The sequence below is a fragment of the Flavobacterium fragile genome, assembly GCF_023634865.1.
Taxonomy (GTDB): domain Bacteria; phylum Bacteroidota; class Bacteroidia; order Flavobacteriales; family Flavobacteriaceae; genus Flavobacterium; species Flavobacterium fragile.
The window spans coordinates 77,616-94,078 of sequence record NZ_JAMLJN010000008.1 but is presented as its reverse complement, the minus strand read 5'-3'; the positions used below and the strand labels follow the sequence as shown (position 1 = coordinate 94,078).

At 34.4% G+C, this 16,463-nt stretch carries 16 protein-coding genes; 9 read left to right on the top strand and 7 right to left on the bottom strand.

Features of this window, described 5'->3' with window-relative positions; translation table 11 throughout:
• Positions 1-27 precede the first annotated feature (27 nt).
• The 9 genes from porV (at position 28) to NAT47_RS10190 (ending at position 8,814) form a co-directional block, all read left to right on the top strand.
• Positions 28-1,239 carry a type IX secretion system outer membrane channel protein PorV gene (gene porV, locus NAT47_RS10230; RefSeq protein WP_250582447.1) on the top strand — a complete coding sequence of 404 codons (1,212 nt, stop codon included), beginning with the start codon at positions 28-30 and terminating at the stop codon, positions 1,237-1,239.
• A gap of 67 nt (positions 1,240-1,306) precedes the next feature.
• Positions 1,307-1,786: a cytidine deaminase gene (locus tag NAT47_RS10225; RefSeq protein WP_250582445.1), complete on the top strand. Its 480-nt coding sequence runs from the start codon at positions 1,307-1,309 to the stop codon at positions 1,784-1,786.
• A gap of 158 nt (positions 1,787-1,944) precedes the next feature.
• Complete coding sequence (pdhA, locus tag NAT47_RS10220) at positions 1,945-2,943, top strand: pyruvate dehydrogenase (acetyl-transferring) E1 component subunit alpha (RefSeq protein ID WP_250582443.1); 999 nt, start codon at positions 1,945-1,947, stop codon at positions 2,941-2,943.
• A 5-nt stretch (positions 2,944-2,948) separates the two neighbouring features.
• Entirely contained in the window at positions 2,949-4,544 is a 1,596-nt protein-coding gene (locus NAT47_RS10215; protein WP_250582441.1) for a 2-oxo acid dehydrogenase subunit E2, read from the top strand.
• Positions 4,545-4,616: 72 nt separating this feature from the next.
• Positions 4,617-5,582 (top strand): M20/M25/M40 family metallo-hydrolase, encoded by a 966-nt coding sequence (locus tag NAT47_RS10210; RefSeq protein WP_250582438.1) that lies wholly within the window; start codon positions 4,617-4,619, stop codon positions 5,580-5,582.
• Positions 5,572-6,255, top strand: coding sequence for an SDR family NAD(P)-dependent oxidoreductase (locus NAT47_RS10205; RefSeq protein ID WP_250582436.1), 684 nt, complete (start codon positions 5,572-5,574; stop codon positions 6,253-6,255). The genes NAT47_RS10210 and NAT47_RS10205 overlap by 11 nt, the downstream gene beginning before the upstream one ends.
• 37 nt (positions 6,256-6,292) lie before the next feature.
• Positions 6,293-7,132 (top strand): BRO-N domain-containing protein, encoded by an 840-nt coding sequence (locus NAT47_RS10200; protein ID WP_250582435.1) that lies wholly within the window; start codon positions 6,293-6,295, stop codon positions 7,130-7,132.
• Entirely contained in the window at positions 7,132-7,740 is a 609-nt protein-coding gene (locus NAT47_RS10195) for a SprT-like domain-containing protein (protein ID WP_250582433.1), read from the top strand. The genes NAT47_RS10200 and NAT47_RS10195 overlap by 1 nt, the downstream gene beginning before the upstream one ends.
• Positions 7,741-7,758: 18 nt before the next feature.
• Positions 7,759-8,814, top strand: coding sequence for a mannose-1-phosphate guanylyltransferase (locus tag NAT47_RS10190; RefSeq protein WP_250582431.1), 1,056 nt, complete (start codon positions 7,759-7,761; stop codon positions 8,812-8,814).
• Between the two features lie 2 nt (positions 8,815-8,816).
• Here the strand turns inward: NAT47_RS10190 and NAT47_RS10185 are convergent, their stop codons facing one another.
• From NAT47_RS10185 to gcvP, 7 genes are all read right to left on the bottom strand, one after another.
• A complete protein-coding gene (locus tag NAT47_RS10185) occupies positions 8,817-9,587 on the bottom strand; it encodes an ABC transporter ATP-binding protein (protein ID WP_250582429.1) in 771 nt (256 codons plus the stop codon).
• Complete coding sequence (locus tag NAT47_RS10180) at positions 9,587-10,333, bottom strand: MlaE family ABC transporter permease (protein WP_250582427.1); 747 nt, start codon at positions 10,331-10,333, stop codon at positions 9,587-9,589. The genes NAT47_RS10185 and NAT47_RS10180 overlap by 1 nt, the downstream gene beginning before the upstream one ends.
• A gap of 64 nt (positions 10,334-10,397) precedes the next feature.
• Entirely contained in the window at positions 10,398-11,246 is an 849-nt protein-coding gene (locus tag NAT47_RS10175) for a glycosyltransferase (RefSeq protein ID WP_250582425.1), read from the bottom strand.
• A gap of 7 nt (positions 11,247-11,253) precedes the next feature.
• Positions 11,254-11,787 carry a methyltransferase gene (locus NAT47_RS10170; RefSeq protein WP_250582423.1) on the bottom strand — a complete coding sequence of 178 codons (534 nt, stop codon included), beginning with the start codon at positions 11,785-11,787 and terminating at the stop codon, positions 11,254-11,256.
• Positions 11,788-11,907: 120 nt separating this feature from the next.
• Positions 11,908-12,966 (bottom strand): 3-oxoacyl-ACP synthase III family protein, encoded by a 1,059-nt coding sequence (locus NAT47_RS10165; RefSeq protein WP_250582421.1) that lies wholly within the window; start codon positions 12,964-12,966, stop codon positions 11,908-11,910.
• A 134-nt stretch (positions 12,967-13,100) separates the two neighbouring features.
• Positions 13,101-13,472 carry a group III truncated hemoglobin gene (locus NAT47_RS10160; RefSeq protein ID WP_250582420.1) on the bottom strand — a complete coding sequence of 124 codons (372 nt, stop codon included), beginning with the start codon at positions 13,470-13,472 and terminating at the stop codon, positions 13,101-13,103.
• Between the two features lie 97 nt (positions 13,473-13,569).
• Entirely contained in the window at positions 13,570-16,413 is a 2,844-nt protein-coding gene (gcvP, locus tag NAT47_RS10155; RefSeq protein ID WP_250582418.1) for an aminomethyl-transferring glycine dehydrogenase, read from the bottom strand.
• Positions 16,414-16,463: the final 50 nt, after the last annotated feature.

The following is a 16,463-nucleotide window of genomic DNA, read 5'->3' as shown; positions in this document are numbered from 1 at the left end:
TTTGTAAAATTAATTTCTATGCAAAAAATGAAAAAAATTGGTTTATTATTAACCTTATTTGCAGTTGGTCAGTATGTTAAGGCTCAGGAAGATAATAGTAGAGTTATTACTACTGGAGTTCCTTTTCTATTAATTGCTGCTGATGCACGTTCTGCTGGTATGGCAGATATGGGGGTAGCTACTTCGGCAGATGCTTTTTCGCAACAATATAATCCTGCTAAATATGCTTTTTCCTTACAAAAGCAAGGTTTTTCGGTAAGTTATACGCCTTATTTGTCTAGTATTGCTAATGATATATCTTTAGGTCAAATAACTTATTATAATAGAATCAATGAGAGAAGTGCTTTTGCTGGTTCGTTGCGTTATTTTGGTTTAGGGGATATCGAATTAAGAGATACTCCTGATCCAAATGAGGTTGTTAGACAAGTAAATCCCAATGAGTTAGCAATTGATGGTTCTTATTCTTTGAAGTTAAGTGAGCGTTTTTCAATGGCTGTTGGAGGTAGATTTATACGTTCTGCTCTAAAAATTCCAGATCTTAATAATGATGTTTCTGCAGCTACATCATTTGCAGTTGATATTGCAGGTTATTACCAATCCGAGGAATTAGCTTATGATGATTTCAATGGAAGATGGAGGGCAGGTTTTAATTTTCAAAATTTAGGTCCAAAAATCAGTTATGATAATGATGATTTAAATGATAATTTTTTACCAGCAAACATGCGTTTAGGTGGAGGTTTTGATTTTATTTTTGATGAATATAGTAAAATTGGTGTAACTGCAGAAATCACAAAATTGTTAGTGCCAACTCCGCCTGCAAAAGTGGTTGCTATTGATGCTGATGGAAGCGGTTCTATTGAGCAATCAGAACAAGATATTGCTGATGCAGCATACGATCAAGCTTTAACAGATTATAGAAAAACAAGCTGGACAAGTGGAATTTTTAAATCTTTCAACGATGCTCCAGATGGTTTTTCAGAAGAATTAAAAGAGTTTACTTGGGCATTAGGAGCAGAATATTGGTATCAAGATTCATTTGCTTTACGAATGGGCTATTTTAATGAGAATCAATTAAAAGGCGCTAGGAAGTTCTTTACCCTTGGTGCAGGATTTAAATACAATGTAGTTAAAATTGATGTTTCGTATTTGTTTTCAGCATCAAAAGTAAGAAACCCACTAGAAAACACATTGAGATTTTCTCTAACGTTCAATTTTGGTGATAACTACGATGAGTTATAAAAAAGTAATTAATTAATTAAACTATCCAAATTCTTAATTTTAGAATTTGGATTTTTTTTCCTCACATATGAAGCAAATTTCAATAAACACTACCATTTCAGTACTTTCAAAAAACGAGTTGTCTCAAGAAGAGCTAAGTTTAATGATGCATGCAGTAGATGCAAGAAGTAAAGCCTATGCCCCATATTCTAATTTTACCGTTGGCGCAGCTATACTTTTGGATAACGGTGTCATTGTGCAGGGTTCTAACCAAGAAAATGCGGCCTATCCTTCTGGTTTATGTGCTGAAAGAGTAGCGATTTTTTATGCAGGTGCAACATATCCAGATGCGAAAATTGTAAAAATGTTTATCACGGCATCACCTAAAGATAGAGATTTAGAAGAGCCTATTCCGCCTTGTGGAAGTTGTAGACAATCTATAGCTGAGTATGAATTTAAGCAAGATTTACCAATTGCCATTTTTTTTATGGGCGCAAAAGGTGAAATTTATAAGTCAGATTCGTTAAAAAACATTTTACCACTAGTTTTCGATAAGAATCACCTATAACGATTTCGTGATTTTTTTATCGATTTTGTTGTAAAAAATGCAAAAATCATAGGATTTAATTTTTTCAATCAGGTTCTATGTAGTATTTTTGCGATTCGTAAAATTGTGAACACTTAAGAACGCAGTTTGCAGTTCAATTGTATTAAAACAAACAAAAAATGAAACCAATTACAAGAGAAGTTTACCTAAAATGGTATGAGGATATGCTATTTTGGAGAAAGTTTGAAGATAAACTTGCTGCTGTTTATATCCAACAAAAAGTTAGAGGATTTTTGCATTTATACAATGGGCAAGAAGCTGTTTTAGCTGGTGCTTTACATGCAATGGATTTGTCAAAAGATAAAATGATTACAGCTTATCGTAATCACGTTCAGCCAATTGGAATGGGTGTAGATCCAAGAAAAGTAATGGCAGAATTATATGGTAAAGCAACTGGAACTTCAAAAGGTATGGGCGGTTCTATGCATATTTTCTCTAAAGAACATGGTTTTTATGGAGGACATGGGATTGTAGGGGCTCAAATTCCTGTCGGAGCAGGTATTGCTTTTGCTGATAAATATTTTGAAACAGGTGGTGTTACTTTAACCTATTTTGGTGATGGTGCCGCACGTCAAGGTTCTTTACATGAAGCTTTCAATATGGCAATGAACTGGAAATTGCCAGTAGTTTTCATTTGTGAAAATAATGGATATGCCATGGGAACTTCTGTTGAAAGAACAGCGAATCATACTGATATTTGGAAACTTGGTTTAGGGTATGAAATGCCTTGTGGACCAGTAGATGGCATGAATCCAGTTAAAGTTGCTGAAGCTATGCACGAAGCTATAGAAAGAGCTCGTCGTGGCGATGGTCCAACTTTCTTAGAAATGAAAACATACCGTTACAGAGGACACTCAATGTCAGATGCACAATTGTATAGAACGAAAGAGGAAGTGGAAGAATACAAAAAAATCGATCCAATTACTCAAGTTTTAGATATTATCAAAGAAAATGGTTACGCTACAGATGCTGAAATCGAAGTAATCGATCAAAGAGTAGCTGATTTAGTGGCTGAATGTGAGAAATTTGCCGAAGAATCTCCATTTCCAGATGTTCAGCAATTATATGATGTGGTTTATGAAGAACCAAATTATCCATTTTTACCTCATAAATTATAAGAACTATGGCGCAAATTATAACAATGCCCCGTTTGAGTGATACGATGACCGAAGGAGTTGTAGCAACTTGGTTAAAAAAAGTGGGTGATACCATTAAAACAGGTGATATTTTAGCCGAAATTGAAACGGATAAAGCTACCATGGAATTCGAATCTTTCCATGACGGTGTTTTATTACACATCGGAATTCAAGAAGGACAATCGGCTCCGGTAGATTCTTTATTAGCTATTATTGGAACAGCTGGTGAAGATATATCTGCTTTATTAAGTGGTGGAACAGCTACTGAAACTAAAGAAGAAAAGGTTGTAGAGGAAACTAAAGCTGTCACATCGAGCGCAGTTGAGATGCCAGCTGGTGTAAAAGTAGTAACGATGCCTCGTTTATCAGATACTATGACAACAGGAACCGTTGCAACTTGGTTGAAAAAAGTAGGAGATACTGTAAAAGAAGGCGATATTTTAGCTGAAATCGAAACGGATAAAGCTACTATGGAATTCGAATCTTTTAATGCAGGAACATTATTATATATCGGAGTTCAAGAAGGTGATTCTGCTCCAGTGGATACTGTTTTAGCCATTTTAGGACCAGCAGGAACTGATGTTTCAGGAATTGCAGCCAACTACAAAGTTGGTGCTGTGGCTGAAGTTCCAAAAACTGAAGAAGTAAAAGTAGTTTCTCAAGAAGTAGCAATCGCAGAACAATCTACTTCAGGTAGAGTTTTCGCTTCTCCCTTAGCTAAAAAAATTGCGCAAGAAAAAGGAATCAATTTATCTCAAGTAAAAGGTTCTGGTGAAAATGGAAGAATTGTAAAATCGGATGTAGAGAATTTCTCTTCATCTGCAGTTGCAACTCCATCTCAAGCCGTTGCAGAAGCTTCAAATACTGTAGCAGCTGTGAAACCATTTGTTCCAGCAGGAGAAGTGTTTCAAGAAGAAATCAAAAATTCGCAAATGCGTAAAACCATTGCGAGACGATTATCAGAATCTAAATTTACAGCACCCCATTACTATTTAACAATTGAGTTAGATATGGATAATGCTATTGCTTCAAGAAATATGATTAACGGATTACCTGATACGAAAGTTTCTTTTAATGATATGGTAATCAAAGCAAGTGCGATGGCATTGAAAAAACATCCACAAGTAAATTCACAATGGAGAGAAGATGCAATGGTTATCAATCACCACGTGAATATTGGTGTTGCTGTTGCTGTTGAAGATGGTTTAGTAGTACCAGTATTGAAATTTACAGATCAAATGAGTTTAACTCAAATTGGTACATCAGTAAAAGACATGGCAGGAAGAGCTAAAGCGAAAAAAATTCAACCAGTAGAAATGGAAGGAAGTACTTTTACAATTTCTAATTTAGGAATGTTCGGAATTCAATCGTTTACCTCAATTATCAATCAACCCAATTCAGCTATTTTATCTGTGGGTGCTATTGTTGAAAAACCAGTTGTAAAAAATGGGCACATCGTAGTTGGAAACACTATGACTGTTACTTTAGCTTGCGATCACAGAACTGTGGACGGAGCAACAGGAGCTCAATTCTTACAAACGTTCAAAGCGTTTATGGAAAATCCAGTAACAATGTTAGCCTAATAAGTGTTAAATTTATCATACAAAATCCCGATTTACTCGGGATTTTTTTATTTTTACTAAAACTAAAATGCTATGAAAAAAATTGTACTGCTTTTCTCTTTGATTGGGTTATCATTGCATGCACAAACCAATGTTAGTTCGAAAAATATTTCTAATTTAAATTACCAAGTTGCGGAGGAAAATGTAATTAAAACTTTGTCTTATTTAACTTCAGATGAACTAGAAGGAAGAGATTCGGGTAGTGAAGGAATTGAGAAAGCTGCTGTTTATTTGGAAAATTTACTTCAAGAAAACGGTATAAAACCTTATTTTAAAACGTATCGCGACACGCTTTCTAATTATGATAAAACGGCATATAATATAGTAGGTTATATCGAAGGAACGGATAAAAAATTGAAAAACGAATTTGTCGTAATCGGTGCGCATTATGATCATATCGGGATGTTGCAAAATGGTGTAAATGGCGATGTAATTGTAAATGGAGCCAATGATAATGCGACAGGAACCACAGCGGTTACTGAAGTAGCTAAATATTTCGCGAAATTCAAAAACAACAAGCGAAGTGTACTTTTTGTATTTTTTTCAGCAGAGGAAAAAGGACTTTTAGGTTCGAAGCATTTGGCTGCTAAATTGAAAGAACAAAAAATGGATTTGTATTTCATGTTCAATTTTGAAATGATAGGTGTGCCAATGAAAGACAAAGGAATGGATTTCTATTTAACAGGTTTTGGTAAATCAAACATGGCAACCACAATGAATGAATATGCAGGAGAAAAGTTAGTAGGATATTTACCAATTGAAACCAAATATATGTTGTTTAGAGCGTCTGATAATTATCCTTTTTTCACTGAATTCAATGTTCCAGCACAAACGGTGTCCACTTTCGATTTTGAAAATTTCCAATTCTATCACCAACCTGATGACGAGTTTGAATTAATGGATACCAAACACATGACAACTGTAATTTCGAAAACAATTCTAGTTTTAGAAAAAATGATAAATGCCCCAAAAAAAGAAATCAAATTAAATGAAAAGTAAACACATCATCTTAACCGGAACTTCTCGTGGGATTGGTTATGAACTAGCCTTACAATTTGCGAATGCGGGTCATCAGGTACTCGCTATTTCGCGTAAAACTCCTCAAGCTTTAATAGAACATTCAAATATTTCGTGTTTGTCAATTGATATTTCTAATCCAGATGAAGTATTACAAGTAGAAAAATTCATTCAGCAAACTTGGAAAAAAGTAGATGTTTTGATTCATAATGCTGGAAGTTTATTGAATAAACCTTTTACACAAATTACTTCAGAGGAATTTCAGGGTATCTATAAAGTCAATGTTTTTGCAGTGGCTGAATTAACAAAAATATGTATTCCCTTTATGGAAAAAGGAAGCCATGTGGTAACTATAAGTTCAATGGGTGGAATTCAAGGTAGTATGAAATTCGCTGGTTTAGCTGCTTATTCGTCAAGCAAAGGTGCTGTAATTACTTTATCAGAATTATTAGCAGAAGAATACAAAGAACAAGGAATTGCTTTTAATGTTTTAGCTCTTGGAGCGGTGAATACCGAAATGTTACAAGAAGCTTTTCCAGGTTATGAGGCGCCACTTTCAGCAAAAGAAATGGCAGATTATATATTCGATTTTGCTTTAACAGGAAACAAATATTACAACGGAAAAGTATTGCAAGTTTCATCTTCAACTCCGTAATTTTTCGTAAATTGTATTTCATTTAAATTATAAGACCATGACAAAAGTAAACGCCATTCAATTATTTGAAGATAAAAAAGTAAGAACCGCCTGGGATGCAGAGCAAGAAAAGTGGTATGTTTCTATTATTGATGTGATAGAAGTTTTAACCAATAGTGATCGTCCAAGAAAGTATTGGAGTGATTTAAAATCAAAGTTAATTAAAGAAGGAAGTGAAGTGTCCGATAAAATCGGACAGTTGAAAATGCAAGCTCCTGATGGTAAAATGCGACTAACCGATGTTGCAGATACAGAACAACTTTTTCGATTAATTCAATCCATTCCTTCACCAAAAGCGGAACCCTTTAAATTATGGTTAGCCCAAATTGCCGTTGAACGTTTAGATGAATTACAAGATCCTGAAATTTCAATCGATAGAGCTCTGAACCAATATATACAATTAGGATATTCTGAAAGTTGGATTAATCAAAGATTAAAAAGCATAGAAATTCGTAAAGAATTAACTGATGAGTGGAAAAGCAGAGGAATTAAAGAAGGACAACAATTTGCTATTTTAACCGATATTATTACACAATCTTGGTCAGGAAAAACCACTAAAGAATATAAAATTCTAAAAGGTTTAAAGAAGGAAAATCTTCGTGATAATATGACCAATACAGAATTAATTTTGAATATGTTAGCAGAAGCTTCTACAAAAGATATTTCAAAAGCAGTAAATCCAGATACATTCGAAGATAATATAAACGTTGCCAAACAAGGCGGAAATGTTGCTAATGTAGCTAGAAAAGAATTAGAAGCTAAAACAGGTCAAAAAGTAGTTTCAAGTTCAAATGCAAAGTTATTATTGAAATCTAAAAGCTCAGGAAATAAAAAATAATGAGCGACGTATTAAAAAAATACTTACCTGAACACGCAGTTCATCCTTGTTTTGAGTTAATCAAAGCGAATCATGTGCATCTTAAAATTGTTAACGAGCGTCAAACTCGCCATGGCGATTATCGAAAAGATGCGCAAGGCTATCATTTGATTACTGTGAATGCTAGTTTGAATAAATACCGATTTTTAATTACTCTGATTCACGAGATTGCTCATTTGGTTGCTTTTGAAAAATACGGCCGACTCATAAAACCGCATGGAGAAGAATGGAAGCTTACTTTCCAACGTTTGATGGTGCCATTTATTCGTCCTGAAATATTTCCGCATCAATTGTTGCCATTACTTGCCAAACATTTCAGAAATCCGAAAGCGAGTAGCGATACCGATGCAAAATTAGCCATCGCTTTAAAACTATTTGACCAAAAAGAAACCGATAAAAATTATATCTTTGAAATTCCAATGGGAAGTCATTTTAGAATTCACAATGGGAAAATTTTTAAGAAAATAGCATTAAGAGTTAAACGATACGAATGTTTAGAGATTAGTTCGGGGCGTTTGTATTTGTTTCAACCGAATGCTGAAGTAGAATTGTTGCCAAATAAGTACTAGCAACAAAAAAGATACAAAATGAACAAAAATTATTACGCAATCATAATGGCTGGCGGAGTTGGTTCTCGATTCTGGCCAGTAAGTACAACCGAATTTCCTAAGCAATTTCACGATATGTTAGGAACTGGCGAAACCTTAATTCAAAAAACGTTCACGCGTTTGTCTCAAATTATTCCTAAAGAAAACATTCTTATTTTAACTAATGAGGCTTATAACGATATAGTTTTGGAACAACTTCCGATGATTCAACAAGAGCAAATTGTTTTGGAACCTGCCATGCGAAACACTGCGCCTTGTATCTTGTACGCTTCTTTGAAAATAAAAAAACAAAATCCAGATGCCGTTATGGTAGTGGCTCCTTCTGATCATTGGATTGAAGACGAAGTGCAGTTTTGTTCTAACCTTCAGTATGCTTTTGATTTTTGTGAGCGCGATGAAAATTTAATGACTCTAGGAATTTTGCCTACATTTGCTAACACGGGTTATGGTTATATCGAGTTTGATAAATTAGATTCTCGTCCCATCAAAAAAGTAAAACAATTCAGAGAAAAACCAGATTATGCAACGGCAAGAAAATTCATCCAGAGCCGAAATTTTCTTTGGAATGCAGGAATTTTCGTTTGGAGTGCTAAAACCGTTTTAAAAGCGTATGAAGAATTTCAACCAGTGATGTATAATCATTTCATGAATGGTTATGAGGTTTTAAATACGCCAAATGAAGAAGCTTTTATAAGAGATAATTATCCGTTAGCGCAAAATATTTCTGTCGATTATGCTATCTTAGAGAAAGCGCAAAATGTATATGTATTGCCAGCTACTTTCGATTGGAACGATTTAGGAACTTGGGGGTCGTTATATGACAAATTACCAAAAGACGAACAAGAAAATGCCGTAGTAAACGCTTCAGTTTATCTTGAAAATGCAACCAATAATATCATCCGAACTGAAGGTAAAAAATTAGTGGTAATTGATGGTTTAACGGATTACATTATCGTAGACAAAGACGATGTGCTGTTGATCTACCCAAAAAATAAAGAGCAAGATATTAAGCAAATAGTGTCTAAGATTCAGTAGCACTATTTTACATCATCCTCTAAATACATTTTTCGAACGCGTTTGAATAATTCTGAAGAATATACAAAATCGGTAACCGCTTCGTTATCGGTTTTGAATATTTCTTTGTTCGAACCTTCCCATTCTAATAAACCATTTTTTAAGAACACAATTTTTTCGCCAATTTCCATTACCGAGTTCATGTCGTGTGTGTTAATCACGGTGGTAATGTTGTATTCTTTAGTAATTTCTTGAATTAAGTTATCAATTACAATAGCTGTTTTGGGGTCTAAGCCCGAATTTGGTTCATCACAAAACAGATATTTCGGATTGTTTACTATAGCTCTAGCAATCGCCACACGTTTTTGCATTCCACCTGAAATTTCAGAAGGTCTTTTTTGGTGTGCATTTACTAAGTGAACTCTGTCAATTACAAAATCAACTCGTTCTTTAATTTCTTTTGCAGTTTTATTGGTAAACATTTTTAAGGGAAATCCAACATTTTCCTCCACAGTCATACTATCAAAAAGCGCACTTCCTTGAAATACCATCCCGATTTCTGTTCTTAACTCACGTCTTTCATCATTTGAAAGTTCAGAATAAATTCTACCATCAAAAGAAATAGTGCCGCTATCTGGTGTGTGAATTCCTAATAATGATTTTAAAAAAACAGTTTTTCCAGAACCACTTTGCCCAATGATGAGATTGGTCATTCCAGCTTCAAAACGAGTAGAAACTCCTTTTAAAACGGTTTGTTCGCCAAACTTTTTTACGATATTTTTTACTTCAATCATTAGCTTAAAAGAAGTTGCGTTAATATAAAGTTCATTAAAATAATAACTACCGATGTCCAAACAAATGAAACCGTACTCGCTTTACCCACTTCTAAAGCGCCACCCTTCATGTAATAACCATGAAATGAAGGAATAGTTGCTAAAATAAAAGCAAATACAAAAGTTTTTATGAAAGCATATGTTATGTGAAATGGAATAAATTCAGCTTGCAATCCAGTGGTGAATTCGAAACTTGTGGTGAAACCTCCATAAACGGCTGCCATCCAACCACCAAAAACACCTAAAAACATACTTAATCCAATCACAAAAGGATACAAAAACAATGCAATGATTTTTGGGAAAACTAAATAGTTTAAAGAATTTACACCCATAACTTCCAAAGCGTCTATTTGTTCCGTAACACGCATCGTTCCAATACTAGAAGTTATAAATGAACCCATTTTCCCAGCCATGATGATGGAAATAAAAGTAGGAGCAAACTCTAAAATAACGGATTGACGTGTTGCAAATCCAATTAAAAATTTAGGAATTAACGGGTTAGTTAAATTCAACGCTGTTTGAATAGCCACAACACCACCAACGAAAAATGATATGAAAGATACAATTCCAAGCGAATCGATAATTAAATCATCAACTTCTTTAAGAATTAGTTGTTTCATCGCCGACCATTTTGTAGGCTTGTTGAAAATTTCTTTCAACATGATGAAGTATTTTCCTATTTGCGATAAGTAGCGAATGAGCATCATTTTGATAGTGTTCTGTGTTCGGTTTCTAGTGAGCAGTAAAAATACTATATTTTTATGGAAAAGATTAAAATAACTTTTCTTTCATCTTCTGCCAACGATATTTTCTAACAAATTTTGCTTGTTCAGGTGTTACCAACATGGTTTTGTTTTCTCTTTTGGCTTTCCAAAAACCTTTGATGTAATCTAAAAACAACAAAGGTTTTCCTTTTCGCATGGCTAATTTTAAAGAAGCAACGGCTGTGATAAAAAATCCATAACCTAAGGTGTAGAATGCTTCTCCTTGTTTGAATCTCGCCGCTTGGTTATAACTAGCGCCTGTTGGTTTTAAATGTTTTACGTGCAAACTTTCATCTGTTACAACTTTCCAATGGTAGAATTTACAAAGTAATTCGTCAACGGTATCCCAACCCATTTGTGGTTTTAATCCTCCAATTTGTTTGAAGGTTTCTTTTCTGTAAGCCTTTAAAGCACCGCGAATATGGTCTTTATCGGTTAAATTTTCTAAAACCCAATTGCCGTTTTTCTCGATGTAACAAAAGCCACCCGCCATTCCAATTCGTTCATCGGATTGAAAATGTTTGATGATGGTTTCAAAGTAGTTCTTTGGAAAAATCAAATCAGCATCTACTTTTACGATAATGTCATAATTGTCATCAATATTTTTTTCTCCTTCATGAAATGCTTGAATCACTTTACTTCCAGGCAAATGAATCGCATCTGATTTTTTATTCACTAAAGTGATAAACGGATATTTAGAAGCAAATTCAGAAACAATTTCCGGAGTTTTATCGGTAGAATTATCATTCACCACTACAATTTTTGTTGGTAAAACGGTTTGTTCTACTAATGATTGCAAAGTTAAGCTCATAAAAGCTTCTTCATTGTAAGCGGGAATGATAATGTAGTATTTCATTTGTTTGTTACTTATCACTTTTTACTCTCTCAGCATAAACCAAATAATATCTCGGAGTAAACCATCTCAGTAAAGGTCTAAAACCAATTTTCTTAACCGGATGTGTGAATTTTACTTTGTCAACAATTTTGAATCCTGTTTTTTCTAAAAGCCAATCCAATTGCCAATCTTCGAATTCGTGATAATGTCTGTCCCACATATCGGTTTTGCTACGATAAGCCGGAGAAAACCACAAACGCAAAGGAATCGAAATTAAAATTTTATCCGCTTTTACATTTTGTAAAACTGTATAAGGATTTAGTAAATGTTCGAAAATTTCAAAACCTGTAAACACAGAATAATTCTCGTTTTGAAGTGCCGATTGATCATTATCGATGTCTTCACCTTTAGTATTGATAACAGTATAACCATTATCTACCATAATTTTTGAAAAAGGATTTGGAACGCCTAAATCAAAAATGGTTTCAGAAGTTTTAATATGTTTTTTTAGAAAATCTAAAGTGATATTGAATCGTTTGCTCGGATATGTTTTTTCGTACATTATAAAGTTTGTTTAGCTTCGCTCAGTTCGTCATTGCCTTGAGTCAAGTTTAAAGTTTCAAGTTGAAAACAGATGGTAAAATTAGCAATTTAACCTGAAACTTGAAACTTGAAACAAAAATTACATTTGATATACAATTGCATTAATGTTCATACCAGAACCAACGGATGCAAAAATAATAACATCACCTTTCTTAAGTTCCTGATTTTCTAATTTGCCTTTCATCATTAAGTCGAAAAGGGTAGGAACAGTTGCAACACTAGAATTTCCTAATTTATGAATACTCATTGGCATAATACCTTCTGGTGGAGATTGCTTATATTGTTTAAAGAATCGATGAATAATAGCTTCGTCCATTTTTTCGTTAGCTTGATGAATCAGTACCTTTTTAACTTTCTCTATTGGAACTCCACTTTTTTCTAGACAAGAAGCCATCGCTTTCGGAACGTTACTTAGCGCAAATTCGTAGATTTTTCTTCCGTGCATTTTGATATAGCGTACATCTGGGTCATGGTCTTTATTGAAAGAATTTCCAAAAAACAAATAATAGGCTTCGTCATAAGTAAATGTAGCTGTTTCATGTGCTAGAATTCCGCCTTCATCATCGGTTGCTTCTATAATTGTAGCGCCAGCACCATCCGAATAAATCATGGAATCTCTATCGTGTAAATCTACTACTCTTGATAAAGTTTCGGCGCCAATAACCAAGCATTTTTTTGCCATTCCAGCTTTGATGAATGCGTAGGCTTGAATTACACCTTCCACCCAACCAGGGCAACCAAAGAGAATATCGTAAGCGACACATTTCGGATTTTTAATTTTTAATCCATGTTTAACTCTAGTAGCCAAACTTGGTAAAATATCCGATTGAATAGCTCCTTTTTTAACATCACCAAAATTGTGTGCTAAAATGATATAATCTAAGGTTTCTATGTCAATTTTAGCATCTTCAATTGCTCTTTCTGCAGCGATTAATGCAATATCTGAAGTGCATAAATCATCTGTTACATAACGGCGTTCGTGAATTCCAGTAATTTCTAAGAATTTTTGAGCCACGACATCATTTGGATGAGGAAATGGAGTTCCGTCATCATTTAAAAAAGTGTGTTGGGCAAAATCGATATTGGAAACTACTTCGGTAGGAATATAGCTTCCCGAACCTGTTATTTTGATATTCATTATTTTATTTTTTGGTTTATCGAAATTACAAAATATTGTTTGTTAATGATTTGGTAACCTATTGGTTTTTACCATTTTTATGAATATCGTATCAAAACAGATAAAAAAAAATAAAATTCTAAAATTTATAACTATTAATTGAATTTTATCTGCATGATGGTAGCCATACTCAAAGCTTGTGTTTTCATTTGTTCAGCATTTTTTCCTGCGAAATATTCATCAATTGTTGAATTGAAATGAGTTAACCAAGAATCGAAATGTTCTTTTTTGAACGCCTGTTTGTTATGAACCTCTTGGTGAATGGAAAACATATTGTTGAAATATCCCCCTTTTAAAAATAAGGATTGCTCCCAAAACGTAGCTAAGATTTCAAAATGTTCTTCCAAATGTTGATCCACTTTAGTGACTCTCGTAAAGAAAAAATTGATCGAATCATCGGCTAAAAGTTTGTCGTAGAACTTTCGCATGATGAGTAAAATATCTTCTCGGGTTTCGATGTCTATCATTTTTGGGAGATGGTTTAAAAAAAGGACTCAAATTAAAAACTTGAGCCCTTTTTGATTTATTACTTTGTACTTTCAATTTTGTACTTCGTACTTTGAATTACATATAAGCTTCAATTGGAGCACAAGAACAAACTAAATTTCGATCTCCATATGCTTCATCTACACGACGAACCGTTGGCCAGAATTTATTCTCAGCAATATAATCTAATGGGTAAGCTGCTTGTTCTCTTGTATATGGGAAATTCCAATCGTTTGCAGTAACCATAGCTAAAGTATGTGGTGCATTTCTTAAAATGTTGTTTGCATCTTCTTTAGTTGAAACTTCAATTTCTTTACGAATTGAAATTAAAGCATCACAAAAACGATCTAATTCAGCTAAATCTTCTGATTCAGTTGGTTCCACCATTAAAGTTCCAGCCACAGGGAAAGAAACCGTTGGCGCGTGGAAACCATAATCCATTAAACGTTTTGCGATATCCGTTACTTTGATTCCTTTTTCTTCGAAAGCTCTACAATCTAAAATCATTTCGTGAGCCGCTCTTCCCATTTCTCCAGAATATAAGATTGGATAATGCCCTTCGAAACGTGCTTTCATGTAGTTAGCATTTAAGATGGCATATTTAGTAGCGTTTGTTAATCCTTCAGCACCCATCATTACAATGTAACCGTAAGAAATCAAACAAACTAAAGCTGAACCATAAGGAGCTGATGAAATAGCAGTGATAGCTTGACTTCCTCCTGTTGGAATAATTGGATTTGTTGGTAAGAATGGAACTAATTTTTCGTTCACACAAATTGGTCCAACACCAGGTCCGCCACCACCATGAGGAATAGCAAAAGTTTTGTGTAAGTTTAAGTGACAAACATCAGCACCAATTGTAGCAGGATTTGTCAACCCCACTTGTGCATTCATGTTAGCACCATCCATATAAACTAAACCACCATTTTCGTGAATGATATTAGTGATTTCAATAATAGCACTTTCAAAAACTCCATGAGTTGATGGATATGTTACCATCAAAGCAGATAAGTTATCTTTATGTTGGATTGCTTTTGCTCTTAAATCTTCTACATCGATATTTCCATTTTCCATGGTTTTCGTAACGATGATTTCCATTCCTGCCATAGCTGCAGAAGCTGGATTGGTTCCGTGAGCAGAAGCCGGAATCAAACATACATTTCTGTGGTTGTCGCCTCTTGATAAATGATAAGCTCGAATCGCCATCAAACCAGCGTATTCTCCTTGAGCACCTGAATTTGGTTGTAATGTAGTTCCTTGGAATCCAGTAATTACATTTAATTGGTGCTCTAATTTTTTCAACATGATTTGGTAACCTTCTGCTTGTTCAACAGGCGCAAAAGGGTGAATGCTGTTCCAATTTGCCATTGATAACGGCAACATTTCAGCAGCAGCATTTAATTTCATCGTACAAGAACCTAACGAAATCATCGAATGATTCAATGATAAATCTTTACGTTCTAATTTTTTGATATAACGCATCAATTGCGATTCTGAATGATGGTTGTTGAAAACATCATATTGTAAGAAAGAAGATTTTCTCACCAAGTTTTCAGGAACCATTGACTCATTTGCTAATTGATTTACAGTAAATGCATCTTTTCCAGTAGCTTCAGCGAAAATAGCAATGATTTGATTGATATCGTTTACTGAAGTAGTTTCGTTAAATGAAATCGAAATCGTTTCAGCATCGGGATAGAAGAAGTTTACTTCGTGTTTCTCAGCAATCGCTTTTACTTTATTTGCGTCAGCTTTTACTAAAATCGTATCGAAGAAAGTGGAATTTGTTTGGTAAACTCCCAATTTATTTAAGGCATCAGCAGTTGTAACGGCAGAAGCATGAACTTTATCAGCAATATATTGTAAACCTTTTGGTCCGTGATAAACCGCATACATTCCAGCCATAACTGCCAATAAAACTTGAGCGGTACAAATGTTTGAAGTTGCTTTTTCACGTTTGATGTGTTGCTCACGAGTTCCTAATGCCATACGTAACGCACGGTTTCCGTTAGCATCAATCGAAACACCGATGATTCTTCCTGGCATCGAACGTTTGTATTCTTCTTTTGTTGCGAAATAACCAGCGTGTGGTCCACCATAACCCATTGGAATGCCGAAACGTTGCGTAGTACCCACAACAACTGCAGCGCCCATTTCACCTGGAGGCGTTAATTTAGCTAACGATAAAATATCAGCAGCAACTGCTACTTTGATTTCGTTTTCAGTCGCTTTTGCGATAAAACCAGCATAGTCATAAACTTGACCGTATTTTCCTGGATATTGTAAAATCGCACCAAAGAATTCTGTTGAGAAATCAAATGTTTCATGATTTCCAACTACTAATTCAATGTTTAATGGAGTTGAACGTGTTTGTAAAACCGATAAAGTTTGTGGTAAAATTTCTTCCGAAACGAAGAATTTATTCACATTGTTTTTCTTTTGATCGCGTGTTCTTACATCGAAAAGTAACGCCATAGCTTCAGCAGCAGCTGTTCCTTCGTCAAGTAATGATGCATTTGCGATTTCCATTCCTGTTAATTCGATAACTGTAGTTTGGAAATTCAAAATAGCTTCTAAACGACCTTGTGCAATTTCTGCTTGATAAGGTGTGTAAGCTGTGTACCATCCTGGATTTTCAAAAATATTTCTTTGAATAACTGCAGGTAAGATTGTTGGGTGATATCCTAAACCGATATACGATTTGAATACTTTATTTTTCTTTCCTAATTCTTGAATGTGAGTTAAATACTCATATTCCGACATAGGAGCTTCTAAATTTAAGTCGTTTTTTAAACGAATATCATCTGGAATAGTTTCATAAATTAATTGGTCTAAAGAATCTACACCAATAGTTTTTAACATGTGATTTAAGTCACTTTCACGTGGCCCTAAATGTCTCAAAGCGAATGCATCTGTTCTCATTTATTAAAAATGTGTATGTGTGTTATTATGTGTTGTTTTGGACAACAAAA

Excerpts from the sequence above, each read along its gene's own strand:
- porV (WP_250582447.1), top strand. The coding sequence starts at position 28 with ATGAAAAAAATTGGTTTATTATTAACCTTATTTGCAGTTGGTCAGTAT.
- NAT47_RS10225 (WP_250582445.1), top strand. The coding sequence starts at position 1,307 with ATGAAGCAAATTTCAATAAACACTACCATTTCAGTACTTTCAAAAAAC.
- pdhA (WP_250582443.1), top strand. The coding sequence starts at position 1,945 with ATGAAACCAATTACAAGAGAAGTTTACCTAAAATGGTATGAGGATATG.
- NAT47_RS10215 (WP_250582441.1), top strand. The coding sequence starts at position 2,949 with ATGGCGCAAATTATAACAATGCCCCGTTTGAGTGATACGATGACCGAA.
- NAT47_RS10210 (WP_250582438.1), top strand. The coding sequence starts at position 4,617 with ATGAAAAAAATTGTACTGCTTTTCTCTTTGATTGGGTTATCATTGCAT.
- NAT47_RS10205 (WP_250582436.1), top strand. The coding sequence starts at position 5,572 with ATGAAAAGTAAACACATCATCTTAACCGGAACTTCTCGTGGGATTGGT.
- NAT47_RS10200 (WP_250582435.1), top strand. The coding sequence starts at position 6,293 with ATGACAAAAGTAAACGCCATTCAATTATTTGAAGATAAAAAAGTAAGA.
- NAT47_RS10195 (WP_250582433.1), top strand. The coding sequence starts at position 7,132 with ATGAGCGACGTATTAAAAAAATACTTACCTGAACACGCAGTTCATCCT.
- NAT47_RS10190 (WP_250582431.1), top strand. The coding sequence starts at position 7,759 with ATGAACAAAAATTATTACGCAATCATAATGGCTGGCGGAGTTGGTTCT.
- NAT47_RS10185 (WP_250582429.1), bottom strand. The coding sequence starts at position 9,587 with ATGATTGAAGTAAAAAATATCGTAAAAAAGTTTGGCGAACAAACCGTT.
- NAT47_RS10180 (WP_250582427.1), bottom strand. The coding sequence starts at position 10,333 with ATGATGCTCATTCGCTACTTATCGCAAATAGGAAAATACTTCATCATG.
- NAT47_RS10175 (WP_250582425.1), bottom strand. The coding sequence starts at position 11,246 with ATGAAATACTACATTATCATTCCCGCTTACAATGAAGAAGCTTTTATG.
- NAT47_RS10170 (WP_250582423.1), bottom strand. The coding sequence starts at position 11,787 with ATGTACGAAAAAACATATCCGAGCAAACGATTCAATATCACTTTAGAT.
- NAT47_RS10165 (WP_250582421.1), bottom strand. The coding sequence starts at position 12,966 with ATGAATATCAAAATAACAGGTTCGGGAAGCTATATTCCTACCGAAGTA.
- NAT47_RS10160 (WP_250582420.1), bottom strand. The coding sequence starts at position 13,472 with ATGATAGACATCGAAACCCGAGAAGATATTTTACTCATCATGCGAAAG.
- gcvP (WP_250582418.1), bottom strand. The coding sequence starts at position 16,413 with ATGAGAACAGATGCATTCGCTTTGAGACATTTAGGGCCACGTGAAAGT.